This is a genomic window from Streptomyces sp. Tek67B01, assembly GCF_055231995.1.
Genome location: NZ_JBUYUY010000001.1, coordinates 5772815 through 5796060, shown reverse-complemented (window position 1 = coordinate 5796060; position 23246 = coordinate 5772815). Strand labels below are relative to the sequence as shown.

Genomic DNA, 23246 nt, shown 5'->3' with positions numbered 1-23246 from the left:
GTCAGGCCGTCTCGGTGACGAGGCGCTCGACCGCGGCGATGGCCTCCGGCACGGCGGCCGGGTTCTGGCCGCCGCCCTGGGCCACGTCCGGCTTGCCGCCACCGCCGCCGCCGAGGGTCTTGGCGGCGGCGCGGACCAGGTCACCGGCCTTGAGACCGCGCTCGCGGGCGGCCTCGTTGGTGGCGATGACGGTCAGCGGACGGCCGCCCGCCACGGTGAACAGGGCCACGACGGCCGGCCGGCCGCCCTGCCCCGAGATCTGACCGAGCCGCCCGCGGACGTCGAGGACCAGCCTGCGCAGGTCGTCGGCGCCGGTGCCGTCGGGCACCTGACCGACGACGAGGGCCACGCCGCGGATGTCCTGGGCGTTCTCGGCGAGACCGGCGGCGGCTTGGAGGACCTTCTCCGCGCGGAACTTCTCGATCTCCTTCTCGGCGTCCTTCAGCTTGCCGAGCATGGAGGCGATCTTCTCCGGCAGCTCCTCCGGACGGCCCTTGACCAGCTCCTGGAGCTGGGCGACGACCGTGTGCTCCTTGGCGAGGAAGTTGTACGCGTCCACGCCCACCAGTGCCTCGACGCGGCGGACGCCGGAGCCGATGGAGGACTCGCCGAGCAGCTTGACCAGGCCGAGCTGGCTGGTGTTGCCGACGTGCGTACCGCCGCACAGCTCCTTGGAGAAGTCGCCGATGGTCACGACGCGCACGCGCTCGCCGTACTTCTCGCCGAACTCGGCGATGGCGCCCTGCTTCTTCGCCTCGTCGATGCTCATGATCTCGGCGGTGACGTCGAGCTCACGGGAGAGAACGTCGTTGATCTTCTGCTCGACGTCGGTGAGGACCGTACCGGGGACGGCGTTCGGCGAGCCGAAGTCGAAGCGGAAGCGGCCGGGCGAGTTCTCGGAACCGGCCTGGGCGGCCGTCGGGCCGAGGGCGTCGCGCAGGGCCTGGTGGGTCAGGTGGGTGGCGGAGTGGGCGCGGGCGATGGCCCGACGGCGCCGGACGTCGATGGCGGCGTAGGCCGAGGCACCCACCGTGACCTCGCCGACCTGTACCGATCCCTTGTGCACGGAGACGCCCGGGACGGGCTGCTGGACGTCGCGGACCTCGATGACCGCGCCGGAGTCGAGCTTGATCCGGCCCTGGTCGGCGAGCTGGCCGCCGCCCTCGGCGTAGAAGGGGGTGCGGTCCAGGACGACCTCGACCTCGTCGCCCTCGGAGGCGGCCGGCGCGGAGACGCCGTTGACCAGCAGGCCGACGATGGTGGACTCGCCCTGATTGGTGGCGTAGCCGGTGAACTCGGTGGCGCCGGAGCCGTCGGCGATCTCCCGGTAGGCGGACATGTCCGCGTGGCCGGTCTTCTTGGCCTTGGCGTCCGCCTTGGCCCGGTCGCGCTGTTCCTGCATGAGGCGGCGGAAGCCGCTCTCGTCCACGGACAGGCCCTGCTCCGCGGCCATCTCCAGGGTGAGGTCGATCGGGAAGCCCCAGGTGTCGTGGAGCAGGAACGCCTTGTCGCCGGAGAGGACGGTGCCGCCGCCGGCCTTGGTCTCGGTGACCGCGGAGTCGAGGATGTTCGTGCCGCCCTTGATGGCCTTGAGGAAGGCGGCCTCTTCGGCGAGGGCCACGGTCTCGATGCGCTTGCGGTCGGTGACGAGCTCCGGGTACTGCTGCCCCATCGTGTCGATCACGACGCCGATGAGGTCCTTGACGACCGGGCCGGTGGCGCCCATGAGGCGCATGTTGCGGATGGCGCGGCGCATGATGCGGCGCAGCACGTAGCCGCGGCCCTCGTTGCCGGGGGTGACGCCGTCGCCGATGAGCATGGTGGAGGTGCGGATGTGGTCGGCGACAACGCGCAGGGAGACGTCGGAGCCCTGGGCGGCGCCGTACCGCACGCCGGTCAGCTCGGTGGCCTTGTCCATGACCACGCGCAGGGTGTCGGTCTCGTACATGTTCCGCACGCCCTGCAGGATCATCGCGAGGCGCTCGAGGCCGAGGCCGGTGTCGATGTTCTTCGAGGGCAGGTCCCCGAGGATCGGGAAGTCTTCCTTCCCGTCGCCGGCGCCGCGCTCGTACTGCATGAAGACCAGGTTCCAGATCTCCACGTACCGCTCGTCGTTGACGGCCGGGCCGCCCTCGACGCCGAACTCGGGGCCGCGGTCGTAGTTGATCTCGGAGCAGGGCCCGCAGGGTCCGGGGACGCCCATGGACCAGAAGTTGTCCTTCTTGCCCAGGCGCTGGATGCGTTCGGCGGGCACGCCGATCTTGTCGCGCCAGATCTGCTCGGCCTCGTCGTCGTCGAGGTAGACCGTGATCCAGAGCTTCTCGGGCTCCAGGCCGTAGCCGCCGTCCGCCACGGGGCTGGTGAGCAGCTCCCAGGCGTACTTGATGGCGCCTTCCTTGAAGTAGTCCCCGAAGGAGAAGTTGCCGCACATCTGGAAGAACGTGCCGTGGCGGGTGGTCTTGCCGACCTCTTCGATGTCCGGGGTACGGACGCACTTCTGCACGCTGGTCAGCCGCGGGGCCGGCGGCTTGACCTCGCCCAGGAAGTAGGGCTTGAACGGCACCATGCCCGCGGGCACCAGCAGCAGAGTCGGGTCGTCCGCGATGAGCGACGCCGAAGGGACAACGGTGTGACCGCGCTCCTCGAAGAAGCTCAGCCAGCGGCGGCGGATTTCAGCCGACTCCATCAGTGGTCCTCATTCCGGTTGTACGAGAGATTCGGGCGGTGGGTGGTCTGGTCGTGCGGGTCGAGCGCGAGGGCCCGCGTCCGCCGGGGCCCGGGCAACGCGGTGACGTTGTCGAGCCGGTCCGCGTCCTCGTCGGACCGGCGCAATCCGAGTGCGTCGTTCAGCTGGTCCTCGCGCTGGGTCATTCCCGCCTTGACGTCCAGGGCGAAGTCCTTCAGGCGGTGGCCGGCCTCGACGGCCTTGTCGGCGGCCTGCGCGGCGAGGCTCTCCGGGGTCAGCTTCTTGAGCTGTCGGTTGACCTTGGTGGTGGCCCACACGCCGGCGGCCGCGCCGGCGGTGAACCAGAAGGCTCGGCGGAACATCGGAGGTCTCAGCCCTTCTGCTTCCGGCGCCGGGCGCCCGGCACCGTACGACCGACGATCACAGTGCGTCGGGGGGTCTTGGCGGGCTCGGCGTCGGTCCGGCCCAGGGCCTTGCGCACGCCGTAGCCGAAGGCCGCGACCTTGACCAGCGGGCCGCCGAAGGTGGAGGCCACGGTCGAGGACAGGGCGGAGGCGTTGGAGGTGACCTCCTGGACGTCGCTCGCGATCGCGTCGACCCGGTCGAGCTGAGTGCGTGCGGAGCGCACGGTCGTCGAGGCGTCCGCGAGCAGCGGGACCGCCTGTTCGGTCACGTCCGCCACGAGCTTGGTGGTCGCCCTGAGCACCTGGGCCAGTCTCGCCAGCACCACGGCGAGGAAGGAGACCAGAATGGCCCAGAAGACGGCCACGAGGATCCCGGCCACCTCTCCACCGGACACGTTCGCACCGCTCTCTGCACGTTGATCACTGCGTATGAAAAGTCTTCTCCGACCCTATCGCGCCGGAGATCCCCGGCCGTACCGCAATTACGACCCGGCCGGGAAAGCAGGAAGCCCGCCGGCTCCCCCGAGGGGGAACCGGCGGGCTGACCAGCCTGTGAGGCTACGACCGCCGGAAGATCAGCGGGCGTAGTACTCGACGACCAGCTGCTCGTCGCAGATGACCGGGATTTCCTTGCGGTTCGGGTCGCGGTCCAGGCGGAAGGCCAGGGCCTTCAGGTTGACCTGCAGGTAACGGGGCGTCTCGCCCTCGCCCGCGTAGCCACCCTCACGGGCAACCTGGAACGGAACCTTCTCGCGGCTGCGCTCGCGCACCGTGATGACGTCGTCCGGGCGGACACGGAACGACGGCTTGTCGACCTTGTCACCGTTGACCTCGATGTGGCCGTGAACGACCATCTGGCGGGCCTGGTAGATGGTGCGGGCGATGCCCGAACGCAGAACCAGGGCGTCGAGGCGACGCTCGAGCTCGACGACCAGCGCCTCGCCCGTCTTGCCTTCGGCCTTCTTGGCGCGGTCGTAGGCGCGAGCCATCTGACGCTCAGAGATGTCGTACTGGGCGCGCAGACGCTGCTTCTCGAGCAGACGAACCTTGTAGTCCGAGTTCTGCTTGCGGCCACGGCCGTGCTCGCCCGGCGGGTAGGGGCGGGCCTCGAAGTACTTGACGGCCTTCGGGGTCAGCGCAATGCCGAGGGCACGCGACTTCTTGACCTTGGGTCGCTTCTGGTTCACGTGGAACCTACCTCCATGTAGTTCAGGTGAGGCTTACCGTAACGAGGAGGACGTAATGCCTCGACCACATGGGATCCCCCTGTCCAGTGCGCATCGAAGTTCGGGTTCCACCACAACGGAATCCGCTTTCGACGACGGTAGACAAGGTCAGCCGCGTCCCAGGGAAGGCGTTCGGCAGCTCACCGGAGCCGAACGCGTACGAACCCTCGTAGAGTCCAACGCCTCAGTATCCCCCACGCCGCCGGGTGCTCCCGACAGACGGGGGCGTGACGGGTGCGGGACGGGGAACCGGCCGCTGCGGCCGTCACCCCGGACGGGGACGTGATCCTCCTTGTTGCCAAGGGATCCGCGGCCGAGGAGGCCACCGCTCACGCCCAGGACCACGACCCCACCGTGATCGAGATCACGGATGTGGCGCCGGTGTCCGTGGACCATCGTATCCGAGGCCCCGGCGGGCGGGGATGCCTGCGGGCGGGTCAGCCCCGCTCGCCCCGCAGGCGTTCGCGGACCTTCTCCACCACGTCCGCGTACCGCGCCTCGGCGCCGTACCTCGTGGGCTCGTAGTACCTCTTGCCCTGGACCTCGTCCGGCGCGTACTGCTGGGCGGCGATCGCGCCCGGCACGTCGTGCGGGTAGACGTACCCCACCGCGTGGCCGAGCTTGGCCGCGCCCTTGTAGTGGCCGTCCCGCAGGTGCGCCGGGACCGAACCGGCCAGGCCCGCCCTGACGTCCGCCAGGGCCGCGCCGATCGCCGTCGTCGCGGTGTTCGACTTGGGGGCCAGCGCCAGGGCGATCGTCACGTGCGACAGGGTCAGCGCGGCCTCCGGGAAGCCGATCATGGCCACGGCCTGCGCTGCGGCGACCGCGAGCGGCAGGGCCGTCGGGTCCGCGAGTCCGATGTCCTCGCTGGCGGAGATCATCAGGCGCCGCGCGATGAAGCGGGGGTCCTCCCCCGCCTCGATCATCCGGGCCAGGTAGTGCAGCGCCGCGTCCACGTCCGAGCCCCGGATGGACTTGATCAGGGCGCTCGCCACGTCGTAGTGCTGGTCGCCGTCCCGGTCGTACTTGACGGCGGCGCGGTCGACGGCCTCCTCCACCGTCCGCAGGGTGATCTCCGGCTCGCCCTTGGCGATCGCGGAACCGGCCCCGGCCTCCAGCGCCGTCAGCGCCCGACGGGCGTCACCGCCGGCGATGCGCAGCAGGTGCGCCTCGGCGTCGGCCGGCAGCGTCACCGCCCCGCCCAGTCCCCGCTCCTCCGTCAGCGCCCGCCGCAGCAGCGCCGTCAGGTCCTCGTCGGTCAGCGGCTCCAGCGTCAGCAGCAGGGAGCGCGAGAGCAGTGGCGAGATGATCGAGAAGTAGGGGTTCTCGGTGGTCGCCGCGATGAGGGTCACCCAGCGGTTCTCGACGGCCGGGAGCAGCGAGTCCTGCTGCGCCTTGCTGAACCGGTGGATCTCGTCGAGGAAGAGGACGGTTTCCTTGCCGTACCCGCCGGCCGCCCGGCGGGCGCCCTCGATGACGGCGCGGACCTCTTTCACTCCGGCGGTGATCGCCGACAGCTCCACGAACCGCTTCTGCGTCGCCTGGCTGACCACGTAGGCGAGGGTGGTCTTCCCGGTGCCCGGAGGGCCCCAAAGGATCACCGAGGAGGCTCCGGCCGGTCCCCCGGCGCCTTCCCCGACCAGCCGCCGGAGCGGCGAGCCGGGCTTGAGCAGGTGCTGCTGGCCCACGACCTCGTCCAGGGTGCGCGGGCGCATCCGGACGGCGAGCGGAGAACTGGACGGGTCCTTCTCCTGGCGGTCCTCGGCGGCGGCGGTGAAGAGATCTGGTTCCACACCGGAAGCCTATGCGAGGCCACTGACAACCACGGGGGTCGTCAGGAGGTCCAGAAGTCCCACCAGCGGGTCAGGATCAGCATCCCGATGATCCCGACGTGCAGGACGGGCAGCACCCAGGGGAACTCGTCGAGGAAGCCGCGCAGCCAGCCGGGGGCCGGCAGCATGCGGGTGCGCACGTTGTGGGCGGTGACGTACCAGAACATGAAGATCGTGGCGACCCAGGTGAGGCAGCACCACAGGCACAGCGAGTTGATGTTGTACAGCGACTGGTACATCAGCCAGGTGCAGAATCCGACGCCGAACAGCATGCCCGCGTTGAGGGTGAGCCAGTACCAGCGGCGAAAGCGGGCCCCGGCCAGCAGGCTCACGCCGACGCAGATCACGATGCCGTAGGCGACGAGGCCCAGCATCGGGTTCGGGAACCCAAAGACGGCGGCCTGGTCGCTCTTCATGATGTTGCCGCAGGAGACGATCGGGTTCAGGCTGCAGCCCGGCGTGAAGTTCGGGTCCTCCAGCAGCTTGAACTTGTCGATGGTGATCACCCAGGCGGCCAGCAGCGCCGCCGCGCCGGTGATCACCAGGAGCAGCGCCAGGGCCCGGCTCGCGCCGAAGGTCCGGGCGGTGTCCGCGTCAGCGCCTGTTGTCGTCATCCCGCCCGCTCCACATCTGCAAGGTCATCAAGCACCGGCCATTGTGCCGTACGGGGCGGCGCCGGGGCCGTTCGACGGGGATAAGGACGGGGAGGGCGGCCCGGCCCTCCAGGGCTTTTCGAGGCATACCCGAGCCGCCCCGACCCGTCCGGGCTGACGGGACTTACGGGCCTTACGGGACTTACGGCGCTTCCGGCGCTCACGGGCCCTACGGTGCTCGCGGGCGCGGAACGACGCAGGGGCGGGCCGGGGGCGCTCCCCCGGCCCGCCCCTGCGGACGATGCGGCCGTCAGGCCAGCTTCGCCCGCAGCACCTCGACCACCTCGGCCACGGCCACCGGGCTCTGCTCGCCGGACTCCAGGTCCTTGAGCTGCACGACGCCCTCGGCGAGGTCCCGCTCGCCGGCGACGATCGCGAAGCGGGCGCCCGAGCGGTTCGCGTCCTTCATGGCGCCCTTGAGCCCCTTGCCGCCGTACGAGATGTCGGCCGCGACCCCCGCCCGGCGCAGCTCCGTGACGAGCCCGAAGAGCACCGGCTTCGCCTCGCCGAGCGCCACCGCGAAGACCGAGGTGGCCGCCGGGATGTCCAGCTCGACGCCCTCGGCCTCCAGCGCGAGCACGGTCCGGTCCACGCCCAGCGCCCAGCCCACGGACGGCAGCGCCGGGCCGCCGATCATCTCGGACAGGCCGTCGTAGCGGCCACCGCCGCCGACCGCCGACTGCGAGCCGAGACCGTCGTGCACGAACTCGAAGGTGGTGCGCGTGTAGTAGTCCAGGCCGCGCACCAGCTTCTCGTCGTCCTCGAAGGCGACGCCGGCCGCCGTCACCAGCGCCCGCACCTCCTCGTGGTACGCCTTGCAGGCGTCGCACAGGTAGTCGCGCAGCATCGGCGCGCCGACCAGCTGCTTCTGCACTTCGGGCCGCTTGTCGTCGAGGACGCGCAGCGGGTTGATCTCTGCGCGGCGCACGGTGTCCGCGTCGAGGTCCAGCCCGCGCAGGAAGGACTGGAGCGCCTCCCGGTACACCGGGCGGCACTCCTTGTCGCCCAGCGAGTTCAGCAGGATGCGGAAGTCGCGCAGCCCCAGCGTGCGGTACGCCTGGTCGGCGAGGATGATCAGCTCGGCGTCCAGCGCCGGGTCCTCGGCGCCGATGGCCTCGGCACCGACCTGGGAGAAGTGGCGGTAGCGGCCCTTCTGCGCCCGCTCGTAGCGGTAGTACGAACCGGAGTACCAGAGCTTGACGGGCAGGCCGCCGAGCTTGTGCAGGTTGCCCTGGAGCGCCGCGCGCAGCACCGACGCGGTGCCCTCGGGGCGCAGGGCCAGCTCGTCGCCGCCCTTGGTCGTGAGCGTGTACATCTCCTTGCTCACGATGTCCGTGGACTCGCCGACACCGCGCGAGAACAGCTCGACGTTCTCGAAGCCCGGGGTCTCGACGTACCCGTACCCGGAGTTCCTCAGGGGCGCCGAGATCGCCTCGCGCACCGCCAGGAAGGTGGCGGAACGGGGCGGCAGCAAGTCGTACGTGCCCTTGGGAGCCTGAAAAGTACTCACGAAATTCTCGTCACATTCCTCGTCGTGGGGCGGCGGCGCCGTCCCCCAGGCCGGCGGCGACGTCCCGCATGTACGGGTTGGTCGCGCGCTCGCGGCCGATGGTGGTCTGGGGACCGTGGCCGGACAGCACCACCGTCGAGTCGTCCAGCGGCAGGCACACGCGGGCCAGCGACCGGAGTATCTCGGCGTGGGAGCCGCCGGGCAGGTCGGTTCGTCCGATGGAGCCGGCGAAGAGCAGGTCGCCCGAGAAGAACACCGACGGGATGTCGGCCGCCTCGGGCATCCTGAAGGTCACCGACCCCTTCGTATGTCCGGGCGCGTGGGCCACCGAGAAGTCCATCCCGGCCAGCTTCAGGTCCGCTCCGTCGGTCAACTCACGGACGTCGTCCGGTTCGCCGATGGTCAGCTCGCCCATGAGCGGCATCCCGATGGAACGCCCGAGGGCCTTCTCCGGGTCGCTCATCATGTAGCGGTCTTCGGGGTGGATCCAGGCCGGTACGTCGTGTGCTCCGCACACCGGGACCACCGAGGCCACATGATCGATGTGGCCGTGGGTGAGGACTACCGCGACGGGCTTGAGCCGGTGCTTCCTCAGCGTCTCCTCGACGCCCTGGGCCGCCTGGTGGCCCGGGTCGATGATGACGCACTCCTCACCGGCGGCGGGGGCGACCACATAGCAGTTGGTCCCCCAGGCCCCTGCGGGGAACCCGGCAATCAGCACGTTCGTCCTCAATCGTCGTCCGGCGGGAGCTCGGGCGGTGCGCACGGAGCGCGACGCCGCTGCTCAGAGCCTACCGGCGCGGCTCATGACACAGCGAACCCATATACGGTACGGCCTAACCCAGCCCGGACAGCGGTACCAGAGACGCACAAGGAGACGACCGGTGGTCAGCAGCGATCAGCGTCGGCGACAGCTCGCCAGGGAGAAGTACGAGCGCCAGCAGAAGCGGCGGGCGGAGGCCCGGCAGAAGGCGCGCCGCCGTGCGGCGGTGATCGGCGCGGCCGTGGCCGTGGTGGTCGCGACGCTGGTCGGCCTCGTGGCGGGCGGTGTCTTCGACTCCAAGGGCAAGAAGACCGAGGCCTCGGACACCCCCTCGCCGTCCGCGTCCCCGACGCCGAAGCAGTCTCCCCCGGCCATGGCGATCGACGACAAGGCGAAGTACACCTTCGCCCTGAAGACGAGCGCGGGCGACGTCACGTTCCAGATGGACGCGTCGAAGACCCCCCAGACGGTCAACTCGTTCAAGTCGCTCGCCGACAAGGGCTTCTTCGACAACACCAAGTGTCACCGGCTCGTCACCGGCGGCATCTTCGTGCTCCAGTGCGGTGACCCGCAGGGCACCGGCATGGGCGGTCCTGGCTACACCATCCCGGACGAGAACCTCGACTCCCTGGGCAAGCCGAACGACCAGGGCCAGGTGATCTACCCGGCGGGCACGGTGGCGATGGCCAACACCGGGCAGCCCGGGACCGGCGGCAGCCAGTTCTTCCTGGTGTACAAGGACAGCCCGCTGGCTCCCTCGTACACCCCCTTCGGCAAGATCGACGCGGCCGGTCTCAAGGTCGTGGAGGACATCGCGAAGGCGGGGACGGCCGACGGGGCGCAGGACGGCGCTCCCAAGAACCCGGTGACCATCCAGAAGGGCACCGTCACCAAGGACTGACCCGGGCCGGGGAAGCGGTGACCGGACGCGGCCGGGCCGCGCCCGTACGTCGATATTGCGTCGTGCGGGATGCGGACAGCCGGCCCGACGGTCGCCTATGTTGGCGTTGTGCAGGGCGGGCGCGGCCCGCCCCAGGAAACTGTGGACGATGCCCGAGGGCGAACCCCTCGCGAGGCATCAGGTGGAGGAGGCGCTGTGAGCAGCGACCCGTGGGGCCGAGTCGACGAGACCGGCACCGTGTACGTGCGTACTGCCGAGGGCGAGCAGGTCGTCGGCTCTTGGCAGGCGGGCACCCCTGAGGAGGCCCTGGCCTACTTCGAGCGCAAGTACGAGGGCCTGGTGGTCGAGATCGGCCTCCTCGAACGGCGGGTGCGGACCACCGATCTGTCCGCCAAGGACGCCCAGACGGCGATCGACCACCTGCGCACGCAGGTGGACGAGCACCACGCCGTGGGCGACCTCGGCGCGCTGCGCGTGCGGCTGGACAAGCTGGTCGCGACGGTGGAGTCGCGGCGCGAGGAGCGCAAGGTCCAGAAGGCGAAGCAGGCGGACGAGGCCCGTGCGGCCAAGGACGCGCTGGTCACCGAGGCCGAGCAGCTGGCGCAGAGCGACCAGTGGCGCAGCGCGGGCGAGCGGCTGCGCGCCCTGGTGGACATCTGGAAGGGGCTGCCCCGGCTCGACCGCAAGTCGGACGACGAGCTGTGGCACCGCTTCTCGCACGCCCGCTCGGCGTTCTCCAAGCGCCGCAAGGCGCACTTCGCCTCACTGGACGCGCAGCGCGAGGAGGCCCGCAAGGCCAAGGAGAAGCTGGTCGCGGAGGCCGAGTCGCTGTCGAAGTCGACGGACTGGGGTCCGACGGCCGCCCGCTACCGCGAGCTGATGGAGAGCTGGAAGGCGGCGGGTCGGGCGCAGCGGGAGGCGGAGGACGACCTGTGGAACCGTTTCCGCGGTGCGCAGGACGTGTTCTTCGCGGCCCGCGGCGAGGTCTTCGCGGAGCGCGACGCCGAGCAGGTGGAGAACCTCAAGCTGAAGGAGGAGCTGGCCGAGGAGGCCGAGAAGCTCGTCCCGGTGACGGACCTGAAGGCGGCCCGGGCCGCGTTCCGCTCCCTCAACGAGCGCTGGGAGGCCATCGGCCACGTCCCGCGCGACGCGCGCCCCAAGGTCGAGGGCCGGATGCACGCCGTGGAGCGGGCCATCCAGGAGGCCGAGGAAGGCGAGTGGCGTCGTACGAACCCGGAGGCACGGGCCCGTGCGGCCGGTCTGACGGGTCAGCTGCAGGCGGCGGTCGACAAGCTGCGCCAGCAGATCGACGCGGCCCGCGCCACGGGCAACAACGCGAAGGCCGACAAGCTCTCCCGTGAGCTGGAGGGCCGCCAGGCCCTGCTGGACCAGGCCCTCAAGGGCCTGGAGGAGTTCGGGGGCTGACGCCCCGGGCGGTCACGACGACGGGCGCCACCCCGAGGGGGTGGCGCCCGTCGTCGTGCCGGGCCCGGTGGGCGCCCGGGTTACGGCCTGCGGGCCGAGGTGACGCGGTAGACGTCGTAGACGCCCTCGACGCCCCGTACGGCCTTGAGGACGTGTCCCAGGTGCTTCGGGTCGCCCATCTCGAAGGTGAACCGGGAGGTGGCCACCCGGTCGCGGGAGGTCTGCACGGCCGCCGAGAGGATGTTGACGTGCTGGTCCGACAGGACGCGGGTGACGTCCGACAGCAGCCGGGACCGGTCCAGCGCCTCGACCTGGATGGCGACCAGGAAGACGGAGGACTGGGTGGGCGCCCACTCGACCTCCAGCATCCGCTCGGGCTGCTGGGACAGCGAGTCCACGTTGACGCAGTCGGCGCGGTGCACCGATACGCCGCTGCCTCGCGTGACGAATCCGATGATCGGATCGCCCGGTACCGGGGTGCAGCAGCGGGCCAGCTTGACCCAGACGTCGTCGACGCCCTTGACGACCACGCCCGGGTCCGCGCTGCCGCGACGCTTGCGGCCGCGCGAGGGCGGGACGCTCTCCTCCATGTCCTCGTTGGCCGCGTCCTCGCCGCCGAGGGCCTGCACCAGCTTCTGCACGACGCCCTGAGCGGCCACGTGGCCCTCGCCGATGGCCGCGTACAGGGACGAGATGTCGGGGTAGCGCATCTCGTGCGCGAGGGTGACGAGGGAGTCGCCCGTGAGGATGCGCTGGATCGGCAGGTTCTGCTTGCGCATGGCCCGGGCGATGGCGTCCTTGCCGTGCTCGATGGCCTCGTCGCGGCGCTCCTTGGAGAACCAGGCGCGGATCTTGTTGCGGGCGCGCGGGGACTTGACGAAGCCCAGCCAGTCGCGGGACGGCCCGGCGCCCTCGGCCTTGGAGGTGAACACCTCGACCAAGTCGCCGTTGTCCAGGGTCGATTCGAGCGGGACCAGCCGCCCGTTGACCCGCGCCCCTATGGTGCGGTGGCCGACCTCGGTGTGGACGGCGTAGGCGAAGTCCACCGAGGTGGCACCGGCGGGCAGCGCGATGACGTCACCCTTGGGCGTGAAGACGAAGACCTCGTTGCGGGAGAGGTCGAACCGCAGCGAGTCGAGGAACTCGCCCGGGTCCTCGGTCTCCTTCTGCCAGTCCAGCAGCTGGCGCAGCCAGGCCATGTCGTTGACGGTGTCCTGCCCGGCGCTGCCCTTGGCGGCCTGCGGGACGTCGGTGCGGACCTTGGAGGTGCCCGCGACGGTCTGCTGCTTGTACTTCCAGTGCGCGGCGATGCCGTACTCGGCACGGCGGTGCATGTCGAAGGTGCGGATCTGGAGCTCGACCGGCTTGCCGCTGGGCCCGATGACCGTCGTGTGCAGCGACTGGTACATGTTGAACTTCGGCATCGCGATGTAGTCCTTGAACCGGCCGGGGACCGGGTTCCAGCGCGCGTGCACGGTGCCGAGGGCCGCGTAGCAGTCCCGGACGGTGTCGACCAGGACCCGGATGCCGACCAGGTCGTAGATCTCGGCGAAGTCGCGGCCCCGCACGATCATCTTCTGGTAGACGCTGTAGTAGTGCTTGGGCCGGCCGGTGACGGTGGCCTTGATCCGGGCCGCCCGGAGGTCGGCCTGGACCTCGTCGGTGACGACCGCGAGGTACTCGTCGCGCTTGGGGGCCCGCTCGGCGACCAGGCGCACGATCTCGTCGTACATCTTCGGGTACAGGATCGCGAAGGAGAGGTCTTCGAGTTCCCACTTGATCGTGTTCATCCCCAGCCGGTGCGCCAGCGGGGCGTAGATCTCCAGGGTCTCGCGGGCCTTCTTCTCCTGCTTCTCCCGCTTGAGGTAGCGCATGGTGCGCATGTTGTGCAGGCGGTCGGCGAGCTTGATGACCAGGACCCGGGGGTCCTTGGCCATGGCCACGACCATCTTGCGGACGGTCTCGGCCTGCGCGGCCTCGCCGAACTTGACCCGGTCCAGCTTGGTGACGCCGTCGACCAGCAGGGCGACCGCGTCGCCGAAGTCGCGTCTGAGCTGCTCCAGGCCGTACTCGGTGTCCTCGACCGTGTCGTGCAGCAGACCCGCCATGAGGGTGGCCGGGTCCATGCCGAGCTCGGCCAGGATGGTCGTCACCGCGAGCGGATGGGTGATGTACGGGTCACCGCTCTTGCGCTTCTGCCCCCGGTGCCAGCGCTCGGCGACCTGGTACGCCTGCTCGATCTGGCGCAGGGTGGCCGTCTCGATCTTCGGGTCGTTGCTGCGGACTATGCGCAGCAACGGTTCCAGTACCGGGTTGTACGGGTTGGAGCGCTGGACCCCGAGGCGCGCGAGGCGGGCGCGCACCCGGTTGGAGGACCCGGCCTGCTTCGCCGGAGCGGGCTTGGCCGCCGGGGCGGCCTTGACCGGCACCGGCGGCACGGGCTTGACCGGCGGGGCGGGCGGGGGCGTGGCGGCGGTCGCCGCGGCCTGCTCGGGCTGCGGGTCGGGCTGCGCGGCGGAGAGTGGCTGGGCCTCGTCTGGCAAGAGCGCTCCTTGGGGGTCCCCCCGGACGGAGTCCGGGGGAGGATCCGGGGCCCCGGTCAGGTCCGGATAACCCATGGTAGCGAGGGTTGCGTCCCCTCGTTCTCCGAGCCTCCTCCCGGGTCGGGGAACGGACGCGCACACGAAAGCGGCGGGCACCCGGGAGATCCCGGATGCCCGCCGCCACGGCGCTGGGGCGCCGTCAGACCACGATCAGCGCGTCCAGCGGGGCGCCGCCCAGAGCAGGCTCCAGCTTCGCGCGGCCGGGCAGGAAGGACAGCTCCATCAGGACCGCCACTCCCGCCACCTCGGCGCCCGCCCGCCGGATCAGCGACAGCGAGGCCTCCGCGGTGCCACCGGTGGCCAGGACGTCGTCGATGACCATGACCCGGTCGCCGATGGCCAGGTCCTCGGCGTGGACCTCGATCTCCGCGGTCCCGTATTCCAGGTCGTAGGCCTGCCCGAGCGTCGCCCCCGGCAGCTTGCCGGCCTTGCGCACCGGCACGAAGCCGATCCCGGCCTGGACGGCCACCGGCGCGGCCAGGATGAACCCGCGCGCCTCCAGCCCGACGATCTTCGTCGCGCCGTACCGCACCGCCAGGGCCGCGAGCGCGTCCGTCAGTGCCGCGAAGGCCTTCGGATCGGCCAGCAGCGGGGTGATGTCCTTGAACGTGACGCCCGGCTTGGGGTAGTCCGCCACGTCCTTGATCTTGGAGAGGAGCAGCTCGCGCACCTCGGTCGTGCAGGCGGTCACCGGCGCCGCCGTCCCGGGCCGTGGCCCTGCGCGACGACCTGCGGGCCGTCCTCGGCCTCGTACCCGTCGTCCGGGGACTCGCCCTTGGCCGCGGCGGCCGCCCGCTTCGCGAGGACCCGCTTGCGCAGGGCCTTCATCGCCGGCTCGCGCTCCTTGAGGTCGACGACCAGCGGGGTCGCGATGAAGATCGAGGAGTACGCACCGGCCGCCAGACCCACGAACAGCGACAGCGAGATGTCGTTGAGCATGCCCGCGCCCAGGAAGCCGCCGCCGATGAACAGGAGCGCGCCGACCGGGAGCAGCGCCACGACCGTGGTGTTGATCGAGCGGACCAGCGTGCCGTTGATGCTGCGGTTGGCGATCTCGCTGAACGTGTAGCGGGTCTGCTTGGTGATGTCCTTCGAGCCCTCCTTGAGACCGTCGAAGACGACGACGGTGTCGTAGAGGGAGTAACCGAGGATCGTCAGCAGGCCGATCACGGTGCCCGGCGTGACCTCGAAACCGACGAGCGCGTACACGCCGACGGTGATGGTGAGGTCGTGGATCAGCGCGACGAGCGCCGCCACCGCCATCCGCCATTCGAAGGCGATGGCGAGGTAGAGCACCACGAGGATCATGAAGATGCCGAGGCCCGTCCAGGCCTTGTTCGCGATCTGCTCGCCCCAGCTGGGGCCGACCAGGTCGGCGTTGATCTGGTTCGCGTCGACCTTGAGGTCGGTCGCGAGCTGCTTCTTCACGCCGGCCGCGTCGTCGGTGTTCAGACCCGAGATCTGGATCCGCATGCCGCCGGTGCCGAGCTCCTGGACGATCGCGTCGTGACCGGAGGCCTTCTTGGCGTCCTCCGTCACGTTGGCGACCGAGACGGCCGTCTTCGGGGTGGTGAAGACGGCACCGCCCTTGAACTCGATGCCCATGTTGAGGCCCTGTACGGCCAGGGCCACGATCGCCGTGATGGTGATCAGGATGGAAACGCCGTACCAGAGGAAACGCTTGCCGACGAAGTCGTATCCGACCTCACCGCGGTACAGCCTGGCGCCGAGATCTCCCAGCTTCGACATCTCACGCCTCCTTTGCGTCGACGGGGGCGGGCACGGCGGCGGCGGTCGCTCCGCCGCCGGTACGACGGGACCGGCGCAGCGGCGGCTTGGCGCCGAGGCGCTTGGGGTCCAGCCCGGACCACGGGTTGCCGCTGGAGAAGAACTTCGTGCGTGCCAGCAGGGTCATGACCGGCTTGGTGAAGAGGAACACCACGACCACGTCGAGCAGGGTGGTCAGACCCAGCGTGAAGGCGAAGCCCTGCACCTTGCCGACGGTGACGATGAACAGCACCGCGGCGGCGAGGAAGGACACGAAGTCGGAGACCAGGATGGTGCGCCGGGCCCTCGGCCACGCGCGCTCCACCGCGGGACGCAGGGTGCGGCCCTCACGGATCTCGTCGCGGATTCGCTCGAAGTACACGATGAACGAGTCCGCGGTGATGCCGATCGCGACGATGGCACCGCAGACCGCGGGCAGGTTGAGCGCGAACCCGATGCCCTTGCCGAGCAGCGCCATGATCGTGTAGGTGAGGACCGCCGACACCAGGAGGCTGACGATGGCGATGAAGGCCAGACCCCGGTAGTACACGAGCAGGTAGATCACGACTAGCGCGAGGCCGATGGCGCCCGCAATGAGGCCGGCTTGGAGCTGCTCGCTGCCGAGCGCGGGGGTGACGGTGGTGACGCTGTCCTCCTGGAAGGAGAGCGGCAGCGCGCCGTACGACAGCATGTTGCCCAGGTCCTGCGCGGACTGCTGGGTGAAGCCGCCCGAGATCTCGGCGTTGCCGCCGGTCAGCGCCTGGCTCACGGACGGGTCGGAGATGACCTGGCCGTCGAGCACGATGGCGAACTGGTTCTGCGGGGACTGCTTGGTGGCGAGCTCACCGGTGACCTTGGCGAACTTGTCGGCGCCCTTGTCGGTGAACTGCATCGTGACGATCCACTGGGCGGTCTGCGGGTTGATCGCGCCCTTGGCGTTGTCCACGTCCTGGCCGTTGACGGCGGCCGGGCCGAGCACCCACTTGCCCCAGGTGGTACCGCGCTTGCCACAGGCGAGCGTCGGGTCCTCGGGCTTGACGTCCTTGCCCACCGTGGCGCGCTGCTTCTCGTCGTTGCAGTCCAGCGCGGCGAACTTCGCCTGGAGGTCCGCGACGGCCGCATCGGCTCCCGAGGGGGTCGGGACCGGGTTCGGCGCCTTGTCGTCTGCCTTCTTCGACTCGCTCGCCGAGGGCGAGGGAGTGGGGCTGGGCGCGCCCGGGGCCTTGAGGGCCTCGCTGAGCACACGTCCCTGGGAAGTGGCGCTGGACGACGGGGTGGCCGAGGAGCCGGGCTTGCCGCTCTCCGCCTTGGGGGCGCCGGAACCGCTCGCGGAGGGGCTCGGGGCACCGCTCGTGGAGGGACTCGGCGTCGTCTGCGGGGCGGCCGGGGCGCCGTCGGCGAAGGCCAGGACGGGGCGGAAGTACAGCTGGGCGGTCGTGCCGACCTGCTGGCGCGCCTGCTGCTCGTTCATCCCGCGGGGGATGTTCACGATGATGTGGTCGCGGCCCTGGGTCTGGACCTCGGCCTCCGAGACGCCGAGACCGTTGACGCGGCGCTCGATGATGCCGACCGCCGTGTTCATGTTGGTCTCGTTGACCGCGTCCGGCTTGCCGGGCTCGCTCTTGGCCTTGAGCGTGATGCTCGTGCCGCCCGCGAGGTCGATGCCCAGCCGGGGCGTCGTCTGCTTCGTGAGGAACATCCCCGCGGTGAGCGCCACCATCGCGATCAGGATGATGGCCAGGGCGCGCCCCGGCCTCCCCTGAGCCCCCGTGGGCCGCCGGCCCTTCTTCGGTGCTGCCACCTTGTCGTATCTCCCTGTCCAACCGCCCCGCGCCGGGTCAGCGCGCGGACGGCCACGAAATGTGTGGTGGGGACCCCTGCCCCCCGCAGAAGTGTCGCTGACGGGGGCCGCGCCGGCCGCCGGTCAGGCGCCGTCGCGGTCCCCGGCCGGTCGCTACTTGGCGCCGGCCTCGCCGTCGGTCTTGCCGTCCTTCGGCTCGTCGCCCTTGGGCTCGTCCTTCTTGCCCAGGTCGAGCTTGGGAGCTTCGTCCTGGTCCTTGGAGAGGTCGGTCTTGACCGGCTCGTCCGTCTCGCCCGCGGTGAGCGAGGAGGCGTCGTCCGGTACGACCGGCGCGTCGTCGATCGGCTCATCGGTGATGCCGTGGACGATGCGGTTGTACTCCGCGTCCTCCAGGACCGCGCCGATGGCGTTCTTGGCGTAGATCGCGTGGACACCGGGGGCCACCTCAAGGGTGAGGGTGTCGTCGCCGATCTCCTTGACGGTGGCGTACATGCCGCCGATGGTGCGGACGCCGGTGCCCGGCGCCAGGTGTTCGCGCATCTGCGCGGCAGCCTGCTGCTTCTTCTTGGCGGAGCGGGTCATCAGGAACATCGCCCCGATGAGCACGATGAATGGGAGGAGCATGCCGATATTCACGGGACGAAGATCCTTCGCACGACCGCGCGGGAGGCGGCCTTTTCTACGGGGGTGGGCATACCGACCCGAAGGGTCGGCATCGGCGGAGTCTAGGCGAGTCCGCACCGATGGAACAACGCCCAGCATGGCACCGCGGTTCCTGGACGGTCGAACCTCCGCGCCGTCACGCCCCGAACAAGCCCTGTTGTCCGCTTGATCCACTGGCGCCTTGCCCGGGCGGGACAAGGCCCAGGTGAGCCCATGCGGCGGGGGTCGCGATCCGCCCGCGCGGGGTACGGGCCAGCAGACCCTCGCGGACCAGGAAGGGCTCGGCCACCTCCTCGACGGTCTCGCGTTCCTCCCCCACGGCGACGGCGAGGGTCGACAGACCGACGGGGCCGCCGCCGAACAGCTTGAGCAGCGCCTCCAGCACGGCCCGGTCCAGCCGGTCGAGTCCGCGCGCGTCCACTTCGTAGACCTGGAGGGCCGTACCGGCGATCTCACGGTTGATCACTCCGTCGGCCCGCACCTGGGCGTAGTCCCGGACACGGCGCAGGAGGCGGTTGGCGATGCGCGGGGTGCCGCGCGAACGTCCGGCGATCTCGGCGGCCCCGGCGGTGTCGATCTCCACGTCGAGGAGGCGGGCGGAACGGTGGATGACGCGTTCCAGCTCCTCGGGGGCGTAGAACTCCATGTGCCCGGTGAAACCGAACCGGTCGCGCAGCGGCGGCGGGAGCAGCCCGGCGCGGGTGGTGGCGCCGACCAGGGTGAAGGGCGGCAGCTCCAGCGGGATCGCGGTGGCTCCCGGCCCCTTGCCCACGATCACGTCGACGCGGAAGTCCTCCATGGCCATGTACAGCATCTCCTCGGCGGGCCGGGACATGCGGTGGATCTCGTCCAGGAAGAGCACCTCGCCCTCCTGGAGGGACGAGAGGATCGCGGCGAGGTCTCCGGCGTGCTGGATGGCGGGGCCGGAGGTGATCCGGATGGGCGCGCCCATCTCGGCCGCGATGATCATGGAGAGGGTGGTCTTGCCGAGGCCGGGAGCGCCGGAGAGCAGGACGTGGTCGGCGGTGGCCCCGCGCTGGCGGGCCGCCTTGAGGACGAGGTCCAGCTGCTGGCGGACCTTCTCCTGGCCGACGAACTCCCCGAGGTCCTTGGGGCGCAGGGCGGCCTCGACGGCGGTGTCCTCGCCGTCCGCCGCCGCCGCGACAATGCGGTCGCTCTCGTCGTCCCAGTTCACGGTCTCAGTCTGCCTTCTCGGTTCGTACGGTGATCATCGTCCCGCTCGCGGCGGTGTCCGGTTCAGCTGCCCGGTGCGGCCCGGCCCGGTTCAGCGGGCCGGTTCGACGCGGCCCGGTGCGGCCAGGGCCGGACCGACCCGGTTCAGCGGGCCCGGTTCAGGGACTGGAGCGCGGCGCGCAGCAGCTGTGGGACCGGGGCCGAGCCGCCCGCGGCGATGGCGGCCTCCGCCTGCGGGGTCACCGCCGTGACGGCCTCCTCGGCCTCGCGGGAGGCGTACCCGAGGCCGATCAGCGCGGCGGCGAGCTGCTCCGTCCAGGGGGCGGGACCGGCCGCGGCGGCCCGCTGCGCCCCCACCACGGCTCCCAACGGCGCGCCCAGCTTGTCCTTGAGCTCCAGCAGCAGCTTCTGCGCGCCCTTCTTGCCGATGCCGGGGACCGCCGTCAGGGCCTTCTCGTCCCCGGTCGAGACGGCCAGGCGGAGCGCGTCGGGGCTGTGGACCCCGAGCATGGCCTGCGCCAGCCGCGGGCCGACCCCGCTGGCGGTCTGGAGCAGCTCGAAGACCTGCCGTTCGTCGTCGTCGGCGAAGCCGTAGAGGGTGAGCGAGTCCTCCCGTACGACCAGGGACGTCGCCAGCCGGGCCGTCTCCCCCAGGCGCAGGCCGGCAATGGTTGCGGGCGTGCACTGCACGGCCATGCCCACTCCGCCGACCTCGATCACGGCCAGGGTGGGGGCGAGGGCGGCGACCGGGCCGCTGACGAACGCGATCATGAGGGGCGGCCTTTCACGGCGGAGGCATGCTGGGCGAGCGCCTGCTGGAGGCGGTTTTGGGCGGGGGCCCGCCAGATGTGGCAGATGGCGAGCGCGAGGGCGTCGGCGGCGTCGGCGGGTTTCGGTGGTGCCGACAGCCGCAGCAGCCGGGTCACCATCGAACCGACCTGCGCCTTGTCGGCCCGGCCCGCGCCGGTGACGGCGGCCTTGACCTCGCTCGGGGTGTGCAGGGCCACCGGCAGGCCGCGCCGGGCCGCGCACAGCATGGCGACGGCGCTGGCCTGGGCGGTGCCCATCACCGTGCTGACGTTGTGCTGGCTGAAGACCCGCTCCACGGCGACGACTTCGGGCCGGTACTCGTCGAGCCACTCCTCGATGCCGCGCTCTACGGCGACGAGCCGGAGCCCCAACTCGGCGTCGGCCGGCGTCCGTACGACCCCGACGCCGAGCATCGTCAGGGGACGGCCGGCGACCCCCTCGACCACGCCGACACCACACCGCGTCAGCCCGGGGTCCACACCGAGTACGCGCACTTCGCCCCCCTTCTTCGATCGCCTGTCCGTGTGCACGTGCAGGCTATCGGGCCCCACTGACATGACGACGGGCCGACAGGACGTGTCCTGTCGGCCCGTCGCACTGATGCGAAGTGTGGGGCGCCGGTTAGGCGTCGACCTTCTCCATGACCTCGTCCGAGACGTCGAAGTTGGCGAAGACGTTCTGCACGTCGTCGCTGTCCTCCAGCGCGTCGATCAGCTTGAAGATCTTGCGCGCGCCCTCCTCGTCCAGCTCGACCTGCATGGTCGGGACGAAGCTGGAGTCGGCCGAGTCGTAGTCGATGCCCGCCTCCTGGAGCGCGGTGCGGACCGCGACCATGTCGGTGGGCTCACTGATGATCTCGAAGGTGTCGCCGTTGTCGTTGACCTCTTCGGCACCGGCCTCGAGCACCGTCTCCAGGACGTCGTCCTCGGTGAGCTCGCCCTTGGGCAGCAGGACGACGCCCTTGCGGTTGAACAGGTACGAGACCGAGCCCGGGTCGGCCATCGATCCGCCGTTGCGGGTCATGGCCACGCGGACGTCCGAGGCGGCACGGTTGCGGTTGTCGGTGAGGCACTCGATGAGCACCGCGACGCCGTTCGGGCCGTAGCCTTCGTACATGATCGTCTCGTAGTCGGCGCCGCCGGCCTCGAGGCCGCCGCCGCGCTTGACCGCGGAGTCGATGTTCTTGTTCGGGACCGAGCTCTTCTTGGCCTTCTGGATGGCGTCGAAGAGCGTCGGGTTGCCGTCGATGTCGGCGCCGCCCATACGGGCCGCGACCTCGATGTTCTTGATCAGCTTCGCGAAGAGCTTGCCGCGCTTGGCATCGATCACGGCCTTCTTGTGCTTGGTCGTAGCCCATTTAGAGTGGCCGGACATCCGCCTGTCTCCTTCGCGTCACCAACAGTGTTCGTACCCGATCCTACCGGGACCCGTTCACAGCCCCGCGCGCACCATGTCGACGAAGTAAGCGTGAACGCGGTCGTCGCCGGTGAGTTCCGGGTGGAACGAGGTGGCCAGCACGTTGCCCTGCCGGACGGCGACGGTGTGGCCGTCGTACGTGGCGAGCACCTCGGCGGCGGCGCCGACCGACTCGACCCAGGGGGCGCGGATGAAGACGCCCTCCACGGGGCCGCCGTCGATGCCCGCGAAGTCGACCTTCGCCTCGAACGACTCGTTCTGCCGGCCGAAGGCGTTGCGGCGCACGATCATGTCGATGCCGCCGAGCGTCTCCTGGTCCTCACGACCGTCCAGCAGCTTGTCCGCGAGCATGATCATGCCTGCGCAGGTGCCGTAGACCGGCATGCCGGCCCGTACGCGCTCGCGCAGCGGCTCCAGCATCCCGAACAGCACGGCGAGCTTCGACATGGTCGTCGACTCGCCGCCGGGGATCACCAGGGCGTCGACCTCGGTGAGCTCCTCGGGACGCCGGACCGGCCTGGCCACGGCGTCAGCCGCGGCCAGGGCGATCAGGTGCTCCCGTACATCGCCCTGGAGAGCCAGGACGCCGATGGTGGGAGTCGTCATTACCAGCCCCGGTTGGCGTAACGCTCGGCCTCGGGCAGGGTGTCGCAGTTGATGCCGACCATGGCCTCGCCCAGGTTGCGGGAGGCGTCCGCGATGATCTTCGGGTCGTCGTAGAAGGTGGTGGCCTTCACGATGGCGGCGGCGCGCTTGGCCGGGTCGCCCGACTTGAAGATGCCGGAGCCGACGAACACGCCCTCGGCGCCGAGCTGGCGCATCAGGGCGGCGTCGGCCGGGGTGGCCACGCCACCGGCGGAGAACAGCACGACGGGGAGCTTGCCGAGCTCGGCGACTTCCTTGACCAGCTCGTACGGGGCGCGCAGCTCCTTGGCGGCGGCGTACAGCTCGTTGTTGTCGAAGCCGCGCAGCTTGGCGATCTCGTTCTTGATCTGGCGCAGGTGACGGACGGCCTCGACGACGTTGCCGGTGCCGGCCTCGCCCTTGGAGCGGATCATCGCCGCGCCCTCGGCGATGCGGCGCAGGGCCTCACCGAGGTTGGTGGCGCCACAGACGAAGGGGGTGGTGAACGCCCACTTGTCGGAGTGGTTGACCTCGTCGGCCGGGGTCAGGACCTCGGACTCGTCGATGTAGTCGACGCCGAGGGACTGCAGGACCTGGGCCTCGACGAAGTGGCCGATGCGGGACTTGGCCATGACGGGGATCGAGACGGCCTCGATGATCTCTTCGATCATGTTCGGGTCGGACATGCGGGCGACCCCGCCGTCCTTGCGGATGTCGGCCGGGACCCGCTCCAGGGCCATGACGGCGACGGCGCCGGCGTCCTCGGCGATCTTCGCCTGCTCGGCGTTGACCACGTCCATGATCACGCCGCCCTTGAGCTGCTCGGCCATACCGCGCTTGACGCGGGAGGTGCCGATAGCCGACTCAGCGGACTGCGGGGTGGAGGGAAGCGTGCTCACGGATTGACCTCACTCGAAGGAAGAAGGGTGCTGCGGTACTACAGCACTGAGCAAACCCCCCGAGTCCAG

The 23246-nt window shown here is 70.4% G+C and carries 21 protein-coding genes; 2 read left to right on the top strand and 19 right to left on the bottom strand.

Annotated elements, in window-relative coordinates:
• Window position 1: 1 nt before the first annotated feature.
• The 8 genes from alaS to ACV7NM_RS26050 all read right to left on the bottom strand — a co-directional run bounded on the left by alaS (window position 2) and on the right by ACV7NM_RS26050 (window position 9032).
• Entirely contained in the window at window positions 2-2686 is a 2685-nt protein-coding gene (alaS, locus tag ACV7NM_RS26085; RefSeq protein WP_463412558.1) for an alanine--tRNA ligase, read from the bottom strand.
• A complete protein-coding gene (locus tag ACV7NM_RS26080; RefSeq protein WP_463412557.1) occupies window positions 2686-3048 on the bottom strand; it encodes a DUF6167 family protein in 363 nt (120 codons plus the stop codon). Before ACV7NM_RS26080 ends, alaS begins: the two co-directional genes overlap by 1 nt.
• 8 nt (window positions 3049-3056) lie before the next feature.
• Window positions 3057-3485 (bottom strand): DUF948 domain-containing protein, encoded by a 429-nt coding sequence (locus tag ACV7NM_RS26075; protein WP_463412556.1) that lies wholly within the window; start codon window positions 3483-3485, stop codon window positions 3057-3059.
• Window positions 3486-3665: 180 nt separating this feature from the next.
• Entirely contained in the window at window positions 3666-4277 is a 612-nt protein-coding gene (gene rpsD / locus ACV7NM_RS26070; RefSeq protein WP_008740451.1) for a 30S ribosomal protein S4, read from the bottom strand.
• 476 nt (window positions 4278-4753) lie between these two features.
• A complete protein-coding gene (locus ACV7NM_RS26065; protein ID WP_463412555.1) occupies window positions 4754-6109 on the bottom strand; it encodes a replication-associated recombination protein A in 1356 nt (451 codons plus the stop codon).
• A gap of 41 nt (window positions 6110-6150) precedes the next feature.
• A complete protein-coding gene (locus tag ACV7NM_RS26060; protein ID WP_463412554.1) occupies window positions 6151-6762 on the bottom strand; it encodes a vitamin K epoxide reductase family protein in 612 nt (203 codons plus the stop codon).
• Window positions 6763-7051: 289 nt separating this feature from the next.
• A complete protein-coding gene (gene hisS / locus ACV7NM_RS26055; protein ID WP_463412553.1) occupies window positions 7052-8311 on the bottom strand; it encodes a histidine--tRNA ligase in 1260 nt (419 codons plus the stop codon).
• 10 nt (window positions 8312-8321) lie between these two features.
• Entirely contained in the window at window positions 8322-9032 is a 711-nt protein-coding gene (locus ACV7NM_RS26050; RefSeq protein ID WP_463412552.1) for an MBL fold metallo-hydrolase, read from the bottom strand.
• A 163-nt stretch (window positions 9033-9195) separates the two neighbouring features.
• Between ACV7NM_RS26050 and ACV7NM_RS26045 the strand changes: the two genes are divergently transcribed.
• On the top strand, window positions 9196-9975 hold the full coding sequence (locus ACV7NM_RS26045; RefSeq protein ID WP_463412551.1) for a peptidylprolyl isomerase: 780 nt from the start codon (window positions 9196-9198) through the stop codon (window positions 9973-9975).
• A gap of 195 nt (window positions 9976-10170) precedes the next feature.
• The gene (locus ACV7NM_RS26040; protein ID WP_463412550.1) at window positions 10171-11400 is read left to right on the top strand and encodes a DUF349 domain-containing protein; all 1230 of its coding nucleotides are present in this window, start codon (window positions 10171-10173) and stop codon (window positions 11398-11400) included.
• 80 nt (window positions 11401-11480) lie between these two features.
• Here ACV7NM_RS26040 and ACV7NM_RS26035 read toward each other — a convergent pair whose 3' ends face one another.
• The 11 genes from ACV7NM_RS26035 to pdxS form a co-directional block, all read right to left on the bottom strand.
• The gene (locus tag ACV7NM_RS26035; protein ID WP_463412549.1) at window positions 11481-13943 is read right to left on the bottom strand and encodes a RelA/SpoT family protein; all 2463 of its coding nucleotides are present in this window, start codon (window positions 13941-13943) and stop codon (window positions 11481-11483) included.
• 199 nt (window positions 13944-14142) lie between these two features.
• Window positions 14143-14694, bottom strand: a complete 552-nt coding sequence (locus tag ACV7NM_RS26030) for an adenine phosphoribosyltransferase (protein WP_463412548.1) — start codon at window positions 14692-14694, stop codon at window positions 14143-14145.
• Entirely contained in the window at window positions 14691-15752 is a 1062-nt protein-coding gene (gene secF / locus ACV7NM_RS26025; RefSeq protein ID WP_463412547.1) for a protein translocase subunit SecF, read from the bottom strand. Before secF ends, ACV7NM_RS26030 begins: the two co-directional genes overlap by 4 nt.
• A gap of 1 nt (window position 15753) precedes the next feature.
• Window positions 15754-17571, bottom strand: coding sequence for a protein translocase subunit SecD (secD, locus tag ACV7NM_RS26020; protein ID WP_463412546.1), 1818 nt, complete (start codon window positions 17569-17571; stop codon window positions 15754-15756).
• A 153-nt stretch (window positions 17572-17724) separates the two neighbouring features.
• On the bottom strand, window positions 17725-18207 hold the full coding sequence (yajC, locus tag ACV7NM_RS26015; RefSeq protein ID WP_463412545.1) for a preprotein translocase subunit YajC: 483 nt from the start codon (window positions 18205-18207) through the stop codon (window positions 17725-17727).
• Between the two features lie 163 nt (window positions 18208-18370).
• Window positions 18371-19429: a Holliday junction branch migration DNA helicase RuvB gene (gene ruvB, locus ACV7NM_RS26010; protein ID WP_463412544.1), complete on the bottom strand. Its 1059-nt coding sequence runs from the start codon at window positions 19427-19429 to the stop codon at window positions 18371-18373.
• Between the two features lie 143 nt (window positions 19430-19572).
• On the bottom strand, window positions 19573-20199 hold the full coding sequence (ruvA, locus tag ACV7NM_RS26005) for a Holliday junction branch migration protein RuvA (protein ID WP_463412543.1): 627 nt from the start codon (window positions 20197-20199) through the stop codon (window positions 19573-19575).
• Window positions 20196-20732, bottom strand: coding sequence for a crossover junction endodeoxyribonuclease RuvC (gene ruvC, locus ACV7NM_RS26000; RefSeq protein ID WP_463412542.1), 537 nt, complete (start codon window positions 20730-20732; stop codon window positions 20196-20198). The genes ruvA and ruvC overlap by 4 nt, the downstream gene beginning before the upstream one ends.
• A 127-nt stretch (window positions 20733-20859) precedes the next feature.
• Window positions 20860-21612, bottom strand: a complete 753-nt coding sequence (locus ACV7NM_RS25995; protein ID WP_329193708.1) for a YebC/PmpR family DNA-binding transcriptional regulator — start codon at window positions 21610-21612, stop codon at window positions 20860-20862.
• Window positions 21613-21669: 57 nt separating this feature from the next.
• Window positions 21670-22260 carry a pyridoxal 5'-phosphate synthase glutaminase subunit PdxT gene (gene pdxT / locus ACV7NM_RS25990; protein ID WP_463412541.1) on the bottom strand — a complete coding sequence of 197 codons (591 nt, stop codon included), beginning with the start codon at window positions 22258-22260 and terminating at the stop codon, window positions 21670-21672.
• The gene (gene pdxS, locus ACV7NM_RS25985) at window positions 22260-23177 is read right to left on the bottom strand and encodes a pyridoxal 5'-phosphate synthase lyase subunit PdxS (RefSeq protein ID WP_030157377.1); all 918 of its coding nucleotides are present in this window, start codon (window positions 23175-23177) and stop codon (window positions 22260-22262) included. Before pdxS ends, pdxT begins: the two co-directional genes overlap by 1 nt.
• Window positions 23178-23246: the final 69 nt, after the last annotated feature.